Below are 13611 nucleotides of genomic sequence, written 5' to 3' on the forward strand. Positions count from 1 at the left end.
CCATCTCACTCAGAACTTAAATCCACGATGCAGCGCCACAATGCCGCCGGTCATATTGGAGTAAGTGGTATTTTCAAAACCGACATCGTTCATCATCGCTTTCAGGGTCTCCTGATCGGGATGCATGCGGATCGATTCGGCCAGATAGCGATAGCTCTCTGCATCCTGCGCCACCAGCTGTCCGATACGCGGCAGAATGTGGAACGAGTAGGCGTCATACGCTTTGCTCAGCGGATCCAGAACGGGTTTAGAGAACTCCAGCACCAGCAGGCGTCCGCCCGGCTTGAGTACCCGGAACATAGAGGCCAGCGCCTTCTCTTTTTCCGTAACGTTACGCAGGCCAAAAGAGATGGTAATGCAGTCGAAATAGTTATCGGGGAAAGGCAGGGCTTCGGCATTGGCCTGTACGTAACTCACGTTGCCGACCACGCCCTGATTGCGCAGCTTTTCGCGGCCCATCTTCAGCATGGAACTGTTGATATCGGCCAGTACAACCTGACCCGTTTCGCCCACCAGGCGAGAAAATTTAGCCGTCAGATCGCCGGTACCCCCCGCCAGATCCAACACGCGCTGACCGCGACGTACGCCGCTGCTGTCAATGGTAAAACGCTTCCAGATACGATGGACGCCAAACGACATCAAATCGTTCATCAGGTCATATTTTGCCGCTACGGAGTGAAACACGTCCGCGACTTTGTCAGCTTTTTCGCTTTTGGCGACCGTCTGAAAGCCAAAATGGGTAGTTTCCTGCTGTGATTCATCTGCCATCGGTTTTACCTGCTCCACAAACAATACTTCCCGAAGTGTATCAGAGTCACGGAAGTCAGGCACGCTGCGCCCATACTATTCGTGGAGGCGCCTCACATGCATCTCACTCTCATCCGCATCACTGTCATCATCTGCATCATCAGCCGCCCGGTTTTCCGGCATGGCACGTTCGGCCAGCTGAGGATTGATTGGTCGTTTGATCTCCACGCCCAGCGCTCGAAATCCTTCAGTCTGCGCAATCAGATTGCCGCGCCCTTCCGACAGCTTTTTCATCGCCTCGCGATAGCTGTTCTGTGCTTTATCCAGGCTGTGACCAATGCCGCTCATGTCATCGACAAACAGCCGCATCTTGTCATAGAGCCGCGTTGCCCGATCGGCAATACGCTGTGCATTGCGGCTCTGATGCTCATAGCGCCACAGATTATTAATGGTACGCAACGCCACCAGCAGCGTGGTGGGGCTGACCAGCATGATGTTCTGCTGCAGCGCCTCACCAATCAGCTCAGGCTGGCGGTCAATGGCCAGCAAAAAGGCGGGCTCCACCGGGATAAACATCAGCACATAATCCAGCGATCGTAAGCCGGGCAATTGTTGATAATCTTTTCGTCCCAGCAGGCGGATGTGCGCCCGCATGGCAGCGACATGTTCCTGAATAGCCTGCTCTCGTTCGATCTCATCATCTGCATTGAAGTAGCGCTCATAGGCCACCAGCGTCATTTTGGCGTCCACCACCACATCTTTGCCCTGCGGCAGGCGCACAATCACATCCGGCTGCATCCTGCCCTGCTGTTCTGACTGAATGCTCACCTGGGTTTCATATTCGTAGCCTTCACGCAGTCCGGAAGCTTCCAGTACCCGGCTCAGCACCACTTCACCCCAGTTACCCTGGATTTTATTATCGCCCTTCAGCGCTTTGGTCAGGTTAAGCGCCTCCTGCGCCATCTGCGCATTCAGCTGCTGTAACTGCCGGATTTCATGGGTCAGGGTATGTCGCTCACGCGCTTCTGCGCCAAAGCTTTCATGAACCTGACGACGGAAGCCATCAAGCTGTTCACGCAACGGACCAATCAGCCCGTCCAGACTTTGCCGGTTCTGTTCATCGACGCGACGGCCGCTGTTTTCGAAAATACGGTTGGCGAGGTTTTCAAACTGGGCGCTAAGGCGTTGTTCGCTGTTGGTCAGCAGGCGCTGTTTCTCTTCTGCGGCGAAACGGGTCTCTTCAAGGCGAATGGTCACCTCACGCAGCTCCGCTTCCTGTGCGCTGTTGACCTCCAGCTGATTGCGCAGTTCACGATTAAGCTGCTCACTTTCATTACGCCAGTAATCAAGCTGTTGCAGTCGCTCATTGGCGCCGCTCAGCGCGCCGTGCAGCTGACGAAGCTCCTGCTCACGCTGCTGCGTCTGCTGCTGAAGCTGTTCGATTTGCTGCTGCTGACGCTGTTGCGCCTCTTCCTGCAGACGGCGCTCGGTCTGGAAACTGGCGACCTGATGGCCGGCACGTAACTGTGCCAGCATCCAGCCAATCCCTAACCCGGCAAGCGCCAGACAGGCGCTGATAATGATGTGCTGATCCATGATTTCCCCCGCGACTCAGGCTGCTGAGGGAAAGGTAGAGTCGCACTGTATGAATGTCCAGATAATTTTAGCAGGATTCAGCGCCTTACAGCGCCGCCACCGTGAGCTTGCCAGCCTGCCACTCATCAATCAGGAAAAACGGCATGGGCAATAGCCACTCACCCTTTTTAACCTGCGCCAGATAGTGCCAGGTTGTCCCGCCCGAGGTGATCGCGACGCGCTGTCTGCTTCCCTCAGCGGCGCTGGATTTGCCGGTCATACTGGCAAAACCGGCATTGCTGCCCACATGGAAATGCGGCGTCTGCCAGCGCACGGGGGCATGGTCAGGCCACGGCTGGGCCTGATGAAAATGAAACAACTCATCGTGGCTCAGGAGGCTTTCACGCACCGTCGGCCACAACGCCACCTTGAGGAAATATTGATCGGTGAAGCGCTGGCTGCCCTGATACTGCGCAATGAAATCGCGCATCGCCTGTTCCACATCCCGGAATACGCCGTGACAGCCGCCCCACATCCCTGCCAGCAGCAGCTCAGTATGGGAGAAGTAGTCACGCATATGGTGGAACCAGTAAGGCGACGCCAGCCAGGCGTTTACCGCTGCCGCTTCGCGCTCCGAGAGCAGCGAGTCGGCATCACGCACGATAAAACGCTTCACGCCCGGATCGTCCATTACCAGGAAACGCCACAGGGTCGGAAACAGCGTTTTCTCGTGAGACATATCGATCAGCTGGACGTGCGGCTGGTCAAGGCGCTGCCAGACATGCTGCGGCACGCTGTCATCGAGATAGATGCGGCAGACCCAGCCGGGATAGAGCTCAGGCGCCACTTCAACGTTTTTGATTAAGGTTTCACAGTAGCGCGGCTGATCGCCATAGAGGCAGAAAGCGATGACATTCTGGTGCGGATGAGTGAGATCGACAGGCTCCGGTTGCGGAGCGGGAAACGCGGCGCGCTGCCCCTGACTGAAACGCGCATCAGAGCGCATCAGCGAGGCCAGCCCATGACGCGCCACCTCGTCCTTTTTATCCAGCCAGCCACACACTTCGGTCAGGCCATCCAGCCAGGTTTCAGAGGCGGTAGCCTGTACAGCGGGCGGTGACTGATAAATCTTCTGGTAGATTTTGTACGATTTATTGTACTGACCCAGACGCAGCAGGCAGAGCGCGTAGTCGCTCAGCACCTGCATCTGATTGGGCATCGTGCGCAATACCTCTTCACAGCATTGAGCGGCCAGCGCATAGTCGCCCTGTTGCATGGCGGCACGGAAACGTTCGGCACTGCGTTCCAGCATGGCTTTGAGTGCGGCCGGATTAGCACCAGGGGCAGGACGTCGGACGGGAATAGTATTGCGCATAAAAACTCTCAGGTTTCACTGATATTACGCGCCGTTAACTACCGGCAGCAGGTTTTGAGTCTGGACAAAAAACCTGCTGCCAGACGCGGTCGTTATAGTAAGCGACGCGCCGCTTCGACCACAATCTTCACTGCGTCACTTTCTGTCTGTTTCATGGTGACCGCATCCGGGATCTCTTTCTGAGTGCGGTTCACAATCACGCCCGCCACCATGCCGGCTCGCAGACCCTGGCTGGCGCACATGGTTAACAGTGTAGAGGATTCCATCTCATAGTTGAGAACGCCCATATCCTGCCACTCTTTCATCGATCCCCTGAAGCGACTGACTACGCGGCCCGAGACGGTGTCGTAGCGCTCCTGACCCGGATAGAAGGTGTCAGAAGAGGCGGTGATGCCGATATGCGTTTTCGCGCCACAAGCTTCTGCGGCGGCAACCAGCGCGGTGGTGCAGGCGAAATCAGCCACTGCCGGGAACTCCATCGGCGCAAAATGCAGGCTGGCCCCGTCCAGGCGAACAGACGCAGTGGTCACCAGCACATCGCCGACATTGATATGCGGCTGGATAGCGCCCGTGGTACCGACACGCAGGAAGGTACGTACGCCAAGCTGTGCCAGCTCTTCGACCGCAATCGAGGTAGACGGACCGCCAATGCCGGTTGAGCAGACCACGACCGGCTTACCATCAATTTTTGCCAGCCAGGAGGTAAATTCACGGTGTGAGGCGAGATGCGTGGCATCTTCCATCAGTCCGGCAATTTTCTTCACGCGCTCCGGATCGCCCGGCACAATCGCCAGGGTGGCGCCCTGCAGATCGGCTTTGGTCAGGCCAAGATGGAAAACGTCAGACTGTGTCATTTTCAGACTCCTGTTAAGGGAAGGTAGCGCGCCACTCTACGCCAGCACGCCCAATAAATATGTGACAACATTCACTTAAGAAAATGAAAGTTACATTTCCCGAAAGATAAATTGTGACAGCAATCACACAATAGCATCTTCCGGGTGCGGATAGCTCTCAGTGGGGCTGTGTCAGGGTCAGCGCAATGTTAAAGAGGAGGATGATTTTATTCGCTGCTGATTCTGTGACCCAACACCTGGCGCATACGCTTTCCGGCCAGGCTATAGTTACGTGATTGCGCAAATGCTTGCACGGAGAGAATAATGAAACCCAGTGATAATATGGCACAAAAACCGGCGACGGGCGGCTTTGCCCCTGCCGTGCAGCCCACCGCCTCCACCACCATCATTACCGACAGCCCGGCGATTCACGCGGGTGAAACCTCAGTGCCCAGCCAGGGCGAAAACATGCCGGCATTCTTTGCAAAACCCCAGTCAGCGGAAGGCCCGTGGCCTGTCGTGCTGGTCGTGCAGGAGATCTTTGGTGTGCATGAACACATCCGGGATATCTGCCGCCGTCTGGCGCTGGAAGGCTATCTGGCGATTGCGCCTGAGCTCTATTTCCGCGAGGGCGATCCCGCTGAGTATAACGATATCCCGACGCTGTTCAGCGAGCTGGTCAGCAAAGTGCCTGACAGCCAGGTGCTGGCCGATCTCGATCATGCCGCTAACTGGGCCGCACGCAACGGCGGCGATATTCGTCGCATGGGCATCACCGGTTTTTGCTGGGGTGGTCGCATTAGCTGGCTCTACGCCGCGCATAACCCGCAACTGCGCGCCGCCGTGGCGTGGTATGGACGACTGACCGGTGAGCGCACGCTGAAGCAGCAGAGGCATCCTATTGATATTGCGGTCGATCTGAATGCGCCGGTATTAGGTTTGTATGGTGGCCAGGATGAGGGTATCCCGCTGGAGAGCGTCGAGCAGATGCGTCAGGCACTGCATGCCGCCAATGCAACCGCAGAGATCATCGTCTATCCCGAAGCGGGCCATGCCTTTAATGCTGACTATCGTGCAAGCTACCATGCTGAATCTGCCAATGATGGCTGGCAGCGGATGCTGGCCTGGTTCAGGCAGTATGGTGTTGCATCGCAGTAAATGAAAAAGGGGCGCTTATGCGCCCCTGATTTTTTCGTCCACCAGACCCGATTCCCTACGCCGTTTCTCCACGCAATTTCTTCGCTGCCGTCACCATGTTCGCCAGCGCCTGACGCGTTTCCGTCCAGCCCCGTGTTTTCAAACCGCAGTCCGGGTTCACCCACAGACGCGCTTCCGGAATACGTTTCGCCGCCTTAAGCAACAGTGCTTCTATCCACTCCACGCTGGGGACGTTAGGCGAATGGATGTCGTAGACGCCGGGGCCGATTTCATTCGGGTAGTCGAAGTTTTCAAACGCCTCCAGCAGGTCCATGTCAGATCGCGAGGTTTCGATGGTGATCACATCGGCATCCAGCGCCGCGATAGCGTCCATGATGTCGTTGAACTCGCAGTAACACATATGGGTGTGAATCTGGGTTTCATCCCGCGCCACCGCCGCATTCAGTCGGAAGGCCTCCACCGCCCAGTTCAGGTAGGCGGCCCATTCAGACTGATGCAGTGGCAGACCTTCACGCAGCGCAGGCTCATCAATCTGGATAATCCCGATGCCCGCATTCTCCAGGTCTTCGACTTCATCACGCAGCGCCAGCGCGATCTGTTTCGCGATGGTTTCACGTGACACATCTTCACGCGGGAATGACCAGCAGAGGATGGTTACCGGACCGGTCAGCATCCCTTTTACCGGCTTGTTGGTCAGCGACTGGGCATATCTGGCCCACTCAACGGTGATCGCCTCCGGACGACTGACATCGCCGATGATGACAGGCGGTTTCACACAGCGTGAACCGTAGCTCTGAACCCAGCCATTCTGTGTGAAGACAAACCCCTCCAGATGTTCGCCGAAGTACTCAACCATGTCGTTACGTTCCGCTTCACCGTGAACCAGCACATCCAGCCCCAGCCGCTCCTGTTCGAGAATCGCCTGCTTAATGTGCTCCGCGATGCCGGTGCGGTAATGGTTGCTGTCGAGCCGGCCCTGTTTAAAGTCGAGGCGCAGGCCGCGAATTTCAGTGGTCTGCGGAAAAGAGCCGATGGTGGTGGTAGGCCAGGCTGGCAGATTAAAACGCTGACGCTGCAGGACAGCCCGCACCGGATAAGCGCTCTGGCGTTCACTGTGCTGTGAGGTAATGGCCTGCAGACGCTGGCCCACCCCCGCATTATGCACGCGGCGGGAGTGAGCGCGGGCGTGTACCGGTGCGCTCCAGGCTTCCAGCGCCGTCGCATCGTTGTTGTTGAGTGCCTGACTCAGCAGTGATAGCTCGGCACATTTCTGCAGCGCAAAGGCGAACCAGCTTTTGACTTCATCATCCAGACGGGTCTCGACGCTCAGGTCGATAGGGCTATGCAGCAGCGAGCAGGAGGAGCCGATCCACACCTGTTCACGCGCTCTGGTCAGCGGTTGCAAGCGGCTGAACCAGCGGCTCAGATCGGCGCGCCAGACGTTGCGTCCGTTGATCACGCCGAGCGACAGCAGCCAGCTGGCGGGCAGTTGCTGATTCAGTTGCTGAATATCATCACGACCATGGACCAGATCGACATGCAGCCCCTGCACCGGCAGCGAACGAATCACATCAATGTTCTGGCCGATGCTGTCAAAATAGGTGGTCAGCAGCAGTTTGCTGTGACCCTGCAGTGCGTCATACGCCGGCTGGAAGGCTTCGCGCCACGTCTGCGGCAGCTCCAGTGCCAGAGCAGGTTCATCAATCTGTACCCATTCGATGCCGCGCTTAGCCAGTTCCGCCAGCACCTGCTGATAGACCGGCAGAATTCCCTCCAGCAGCGACAGACGTTCAAACGGCTCACCCTTCACTTTACCCAGCCACAGATACGTCACCGGCCCCAGCAGCACTGGCTTGATGTTGTGTCCCTGCGCCAGTGCCTCATCCACCTCATCCAGCAGCTGGGTCCAGGTCAGTTTAAACGTCTGACCCTGGGTAAATTCTGGCACTATGTAGTGATAGTTGGTGTTAAACCATTTGGTCATTTCTGCCGCCGCCGCAGGCTCGCCGGTCGGCGCACGACCGCGTCCCAGGCGGAACAGGGTGTCGAGATCCACTGTGCCGGCTTTGTTCTGATGACGCGCGGGCACGTTACCCAGCATCAGGCTGGTGGTCAGCACATGGTCATACCAGGCGAAATCGCCGACCGGCAGCAGATCGACACCCGCCTCTTTCTGTTGTTGCCAGTGTCGCGCACGCAGCTCACGGCCCGTCGCCAGTAATGCCTGCTGCGTGCTTTCGCCAGCCCAGTAGCTCTCCAGCGCTTTTTTCAGTTCACGGCGCAGGCCAATACGGGGAAAGCCGAGGGTATGGTTCAGGATAGTCATGTGCTGTTCTCCAGATAATCTTTCACTTTGGCTTAAATGGGCAGCCAAAGATGTTTAGCCGTCCAGATGTTTACACTGCTATACTCTGCGGGTACTGTATATTGCTCAAGCGCAATATGTTCATTTTCGATGTGAAGGACTCTCATGATCGAACTCAAGCACCTGCGGACGCTTCAGGCTCTGCGCAATACGGGCTCGCTGGCGGCGGCGGCGGCCCAGCTTCATCAGACGCAATCGGCGTTGTCTCATCAGTTCAGCGATCTGGAGCAGCGGCTGGGATTCCGCCTGTTCGTGCGTAAAAGTCAGCCGCTGCGCTTTACGCCGCAGGGCGATATTCTGCTGCAGCTGGCAGAGCAGGTGCTGCCGCAGATTCAGCAGGCATTGCAGGCCTGCCATGAGCCGCATCAGACCACGCTGCGGGTGGCGATAGAGTGTCATAGCTGCATCCAGTGGCTGACTCCCGCGCTGGATAAATTCCGCCAGAGCTGGCCGCAGGTGGTGATGGATTTCAAATCGGGCGTGACCTTTGATCCTCAACCCGCCCTGCAACAGGGTGAGCTGGATGTGGTGCTGACCTCCGATATCCTGGCGCGCTCGGGTCTGTTCTACTCCCCGATGTTTGATTATGAAGTGCGGCTGGTGCTGGCAACGGATCACCCGCTGGCGAAGGTTGAGCAGATTTCGCCGGAAGATCTAGCCGATGAGGTGTTGATGATCTATCCGGTGCAGCGTCAGCGTCTGGATATCTGGCGTCACTTCCTGCAGCCCGCAGGCGTCAGTCCGGCACTGAAAAGTGTGGATAATACCCTGCTGATGATTCAGATGGTCTCGGCACGTATGGGGATTGCCGCGCTGCCGCACTGGGTGGTGGAGAGTTTTGAGAAGCAGGGTCTGGTGGTCACCCGCACGCTGGGCGATGGCCTGTGGAGCCGTCTTTATGCGGCCGTGCGCGAAGGGGAGCAACGTCAGCCGGTGCTGGAAGCGTTTATCCGCTTTGCCCGTCAGCACGCCTGTGAGCATCTGCCTTTTGTGCGCGACGCCGCGCTGCCCGGTGCGGTGTTGCAGCGATAATCTGGCGGGCACAAACCTGCGCGAAGGCGGGCAAAATCCCCTATAATGCGCAGCCTGTCGACTGACCACGAGAAGATTTCACCATGACTAACAATGATATTCTGCGCAGCGTGCGCTATATGCTCAACCTGAGCGATGCCAAAATGGTGGAGATTTTTGCGCTGGCGCAATGTGACGTGCCGCTGGCGGATATTCAGGCGTGGCTGAAAAAAGATGACGATGCTGCGTTCCGTCCCTGCCCCGATGTGCTGATGGGTTATTTCCTGAATGGCCTGATCTTCTACCGTCGCGGCAAAAGTGAAGATGCGCCCGCGCCGTCGATTGAGCGCAAGATGACCAATAACATCTTCATGAGAAAGCTGCGTATCGCTTTTGATCTGAAAACCACCGACATCCCTGATGTACTGAAACGCGTGAATTTTACCGTTTCACAGGCTGAGATTGGTGCGATTTTCCGCAAACCTGATCATAAGAACTACCGCGAATGCGGCGATCAGATTCTGCGTAACTTCCTGAAAGGGCTGGCGATGATTCAGCGTCCTAAGAGTGAGAAGCCTGCTTAACGTCTGTGGCTGATCGCTTCGGGTACCTGCGTGGTCAGAAGTGGCGCATCTGATCGCAAAGAAAGCCTGCATCCATGCAGCACGGCCTCGCCATCCCTGGCTCGGACGCTTTGCTCCTCAGTTGCGCCACCTCTTCCCTCAAGCTTCTTCATGGCTTTTTAATCAGCAACACCAGGCCAGCCCTGGGGAGTGAAAGCGGGTCATCGGTGGAGCGTTCGTCGCAGGGAAAAAGCGCCGGGGGCATTTCTGAAACATCCTGTAAGATTCCTTCGCAATCGCACACGCCAGCTCCAACGCGAATGCTCTACGTTTCAGCGCGCCATCCCCTCCTTCATATTCGCTCTGAGCCCCTGGTTCAACTGCGATGATGCTGTTAAGTCTCCAGGGCTGGCGCGTCTGAAGAGCGAAGCGTCCGGGCCAGGGATGGCCCGGACGATCCACAGGGATGTGAGATTCCTTCGCGATCGGACGCGCCAGCCCGGGAGGCCGCTCCCATGTAACAGCCCTGTTTATGATCGGTCACCGCGCCCCACCACCCAGCGCTTATGCACCCACAGCGAGGCGAGGATCACCAGTGCGCCCGCTATAAAGCTTGGCCAGTGCGGTTTCTCCTGCCAGATAGCCAGATTCACCAGCAGCCCGGCAGGAACGTGCATGTTATTCATAATGCCCAGCGTGCCGGCATCGACCTGGGTCGCACCATAATTCCACATAAAATAGCCGAGACCGGAAGCCGCAATGCCCAGCCAGACCAGAATGCCCCACTGCAATGAGGTGGTCGGCAACTTCTGCGGATTGCCCCAGGCGCACCAGGCGATCACCGCAATCAACACCGCACCCAGATAGAACCAGGAGAAGGCGGTGTGCTGCGGCATCGGGCGGGTCTCCTGCAGACGCTTATAGCCCACCATTCCCGCCGCAAAGCAAATGTTTGCCAGTTGCACTAACAGCAGACCAAACCAGAAATGATCGCTGACTTTGTCATAGCGAATAATGGCCGCACCTGCCACAGCCAGCAGTGCACTGAAGATATAACCCATGCGCAGTGGACGACGGCTGATCAGATCGTAAATCAGCGTCACATAAAGCGGCGTCATCACCGTGAACAGCAGGAATTCCGACACGCTAAGGTAGAGATAGGCTTCGAAACTCAGCAGATACATCACGCCCAGCTGCAGCATCCCGACCAGCATGTAAAGCAACAGCGTTGAAGGGCGATGACCACGCCAGCGCAGGAAAGGTAAAAATACCAGCGCAGCCAGCGCCAGTCGCATCAGTACAGAGAACCAACTGTCCACCTGCCCGGCAAGGTATTCGCCAATCAGACTGAACGAAAAGGCCCACAGAATGGTGGTAATAATCAATAAAAACACGGTGACGACCCCGAAATTAACAGGCCGTCAGTGTAAACAATGTGCTGCCATCAGGCTGTGAAATCTGGTTGACATCTGATTACAAACCAGGCGATCAGAATGTCCATCGGTAAAGGACTCTCGCCTCCTGACATAACTGTCTGCATAAAGATCTTTCAGCCAGATAAAATGCGCGAAATGATCCATCGCATGATCACTTCCGCTCCAGAATGTAATAAAAGTGTAACAAATGTGTCATTCATCACAGTAACGTTGCGCAACTAACACTATTCTTTGCGCGAAATGGAACATTCTGCGTCCATTTTCTTCTGCTCTTTTCCTGCCCCAACCTGCTGGGAATTAAAAACCATAATGTGCCCTGGAGGGCCTCACTGATGCTGAGCATTTTTAAACCTGCACCACGTCAGCCGCAGGTGGCGGAGGATCACGTTGATCCGCTCTACCGTCGTCTGCGCTGGCAAATTTTCATCGGGATCTTCTTTGGTTACGCCGCCTACTATCTGGTCAGAAAAAACTTCGCACTCGCCATGCCCTACCTGGTAGAGCAGGGTTTTTCACGTGGCGATCTCGGTTTTGCCTTATCCGGCATATCCATCGCCTACGGCTTTTCAAAATTCATCATGGGATCGGTCTCTGACCGCTCAAACCCGCGCGTCTTCTTACCGGCAGGCCTGATTCTGGCTGCGACAGTGATGCTGATCATGGGATTCGTTCCCTGGGCCACCTCCAGCATTATGGTGATGTTCGTGCTGCTGTTTATCTGCGGCTGGTTCCAGGGCATGGGCTGGCCACCTTGTGGACGTACCATGGTTCACTGGTGGTCGCAGAAAGAGCGCGGCAGGATCGTTTCGGTCTGGAACTGCGCCCATAATGTCGGCGGCGGTATTCCGCCTCTGCTGTTCCTGCTCGGTATGGCGTGGTTCAACGACTGGAAAGCGGCACTCTATATGCCGGCGTTTGGCGCCATCGCCATTGCGATTCTGGCCTTTGCGCTGATGCGTGATACGCCGCAATCCTGTGGTCTGCCACCGATTGAAGAGTACAAAAACGACTATCCGCCCGACTATGATGCCAGCCACGAAGAGGAGCTGACGGCTAAACAGATCTTCATGAAATATGTGCTGCCGAACAAGCTGCTGTGGTACATCGCGCTGGCCAACGTGTTTGTTTATCTGCTGCGCTACGGCATTCTCGACTGGTCGCCGACCTATCTCAGAGAAGTAAAACACTTCACGCTGGATAAATCGTCGTGGGCTTACTTCCTGTATGAGTATGCGGGGATCCCCGGAACGCTGCTGTGCGGCTGGATGTCGGACAAAGTGTTCCGCGGTAATCGCGGTGCGACCGGGGTGTTCTTTATGACGCTGGTAACCATCGCGACCGTGATCTACTGGCTTAACCCGGCGGGCAATCCTGGCGTCGATATGGCCTGTATGATTGTGATTGGCTTCCTGATCTACGGTCCGGTGATGCTTATTGGTCTGCACGCGCTGGAGCTGGCCCCGAAAAAAGCGGCGGGGACGGCGGCGGGCTTCACCGGCCTGTTCGGCTATCTGGGTGGATCGGTGGCGGCCAGCGCCATTGTCGGTTACACCGTCGATTACTTCGGCTGGGACGGCGGCTTCATGGTGATGATTGCTGGCTGTGTGCTGGCGGTTATCCTGCTGTTACTGACCATGGTCAGCGAACACAAACACAAAAAGACCCCTGCCTGACGGCAATAAAAAAGGGCCGGATATCCGGCCCTTTTTTTGCGCTGACGGCTTAAGCAAGATAGAGCGTGCGCAGCGTCTGCGGCACGGCATCATCGGCATTTGAACCGATCACATCCAGCTCCGGCAGCGTATCTTTCAACCTCTGATGGGCGTTCTGCATGATAAATCCCTTACCCGCCATGCTCAGCATCTCCACATCGTTCATGCCGTCGCCAAAGGCGATACAGCTTTCCAGTGAATGGCCCAGCGTTTTCGCGACCGCTTCCAGCGCATGCCCTTTCGACACGCCGCCCGCCATCACTTCCAGACAGGTAGGCAGTGAGAAACTGACGTTAACCCGATCGCCCCAGCGCGCTTCAATCGCCTGTTCCATCGGGATCAGATGCTCGGGATTTTCGCAGGTGAAAAAGACCTTGCTGATATTATCGGTTGGCAGCAGACCCGGCTCATAGACCTGATAGTTGAACACCGACTCGCGGAAATAGTCCTGCTCAGCCGGGCTTGAGCGGCTGACAAACCACTCATCGTCGCGGTAAACGTGGGTCAGGATATCGCTGTGATGATATTGCAGGCCAAACAGATCGCTGGCGATATCCTCATCCAGATTATGACTGAACACCAGTTCGCCCTCTGCGTTGTGCACGCGCGCGCCGTTTGAGGTGATCATATAGGCCGGAATCGCCAGGCTGTCGCGCATCTGTCCGACATCGATATGATGACGGCCGGTGGCGAATATAAAGTGAATATCTTTCGCGACCAGCTGCTGCAGCGTTTCACGCGCAAAAGGGGTCAGACGATGTTCGGGAGAAAGCAGCGTGCCATCCAGATCGGATGCAACGATGTGATACATGAAAACCTCGGGTATCTGGTTCTGC

11 protein-coding genes are annotated in these 13611 nt (G+C 56.5%); 4 read left to right on the plus strand and 7 right to left on the minus strand.

The genetic code is table 11. The annotated features are described in order from the left end of the window. Positions 1–9: 9 nt before the first annotated feature. The 4 genes from ubiE to udp all read right to left on the minus strand — a co-directional run bounded on the left by ubiE (position 10) and on the right by udp (position 4551). Entirely contained in the window at positions 10–768 is a 759-nt protein-coding gene (ubiE, locus tag ACK13D_RS19605) for a bifunctional demethylmenaquinone methyltransferase/2-methoxy-6-polyprenyl-1,4-benzoquinol methylase UbiE (protein WP_008926452.1), read from the minus strand. A gap of 75 nt (positions 769–843) precedes the next feature. Continuing rightward, positions 844–2343, minus strand: coding sequence for a DNA recombination protein RmuC (rmuC, locus tag ACK13D_RS19610; RefSeq protein WP_010257260.1), 1500 nt, complete (start codon positions 2341–2343; stop codon positions 844–846). A gap of 85 nt (positions 2344–2428) precedes the next feature. After that, a complete protein-coding gene (locus ACK13D_RS19615) occupies positions 2429–3697 on the minus strand; it encodes a tetratricopeptide repeat protein (protein WP_061901871.1) in 1269 nt (422 codons plus the stop codon). A 92-nt stretch (positions 3698–3789) separates the two neighbouring features. After that, positions 3790–4551, minus strand: coding sequence for a uridine phosphorylase (gene udp, locus ACK13D_RS19620; RefSeq protein WP_418796997.1), 762 nt, complete (start codon positions 4549–4551; stop codon positions 3790–3792). Positions 4552–4854: 303 nt separating this feature from the next. On the opposite strand from udp, the gene ACK13D_RS19625 reads away from it, so the two are divergent. Next, a complete protein-coding gene (locus ACK13D_RS19625) occupies positions 4855–5688 on the plus strand; it encodes a dienelactone hydrolase family protein (protein WP_341576545.1) in 834 nt (277 codons plus the stop codon). A gap of 55 nt (positions 5689–5743) precedes the next feature. Here ACK13D_RS19625 and metE read toward each other — a convergent pair whose 3' ends face one another. Beyond that, positions 5744–8014, minus strand: coding sequence for a 5-methyltetrahydropteroyltriglutamate--homocysteine S-methyltransferase (metE, locus tag ACK13D_RS19630; protein ID WP_341576547.1), 2271 nt, complete (start codon positions 8012–8014; stop codon positions 5744–5746). Positions 8015–8158: 144 nt separating this feature from the next. On the opposite strand from metE, the gene metR reads away from it, so the two are divergent. Then, positions 8159–9085, plus strand: a complete 927-nt coding sequence (metR, locus tag ACK13D_RS19635; protein ID WP_010257274.1) for an HTH-type transcriptional regulator MetR — start codon at positions 8159–8161, stop codon at positions 9083–9085. An 83-nt stretch (positions 9086–9168) separates the two neighbouring features. Then, a complete protein-coding gene (locus ACK13D_RS19640) occupies positions 9169–9648 on the plus strand; it encodes a YehS family protein (RefSeq protein WP_010257278.1) in 480 nt (159 codons plus the stop codon). 509 nt (positions 9649–10157) lie between these two features. Here the strand turns inward: ACK13D_RS19640 and ACK13D_RS19645 are convergent. After that, positions 10158–11021, minus strand: coding sequence for a carboxylate/amino acid/amine transporter (locus ACK13D_RS19645; RefSeq protein ID WP_031292613.1), 864 nt, complete (start codon positions 11019–11021; stop codon positions 10158–10160). 374 nt (positions 11022–11395) lie between these two features. Between ACK13D_RS19645 and glpT the strand changes: the two genes are divergently transcribed. Beyond that, positions 11396–12736 carry a glycerol-3-phosphate transporter gene (gene glpT, locus ACK13D_RS19650; protein ID WP_010257284.1) on the plus strand — a complete coding sequence of 447 codons (1341 nt, stop codon included), beginning with the start codon at positions 11396–11398 and terminating at the stop codon, positions 12734–12736. 49 nt (positions 12737–12785) lie between these two features. On the opposite strand, the gene yigL is transcribed toward glpT, so the two are convergent. Next, entirely contained in the window at positions 12786–13586 is an 801-nt protein-coding gene (gene yigL / locus ACK13D_RS19655) for a sugar/pyridoxal phosphate phosphatase YigL (protein WP_010257286.1), read from the minus strand. Positions 13587–13611 lie beyond the last annotated feature (25 nt).

It is taken from the genome of Pantoea sp. K16 (assembly GCF_048452805.1).
Lineage (GTDB): Bacteria > Pseudomonadota > Gammaproteobacteria > Enterobacterales > Enterobacteriaceae > Pantoea > Pantoea agglomerans.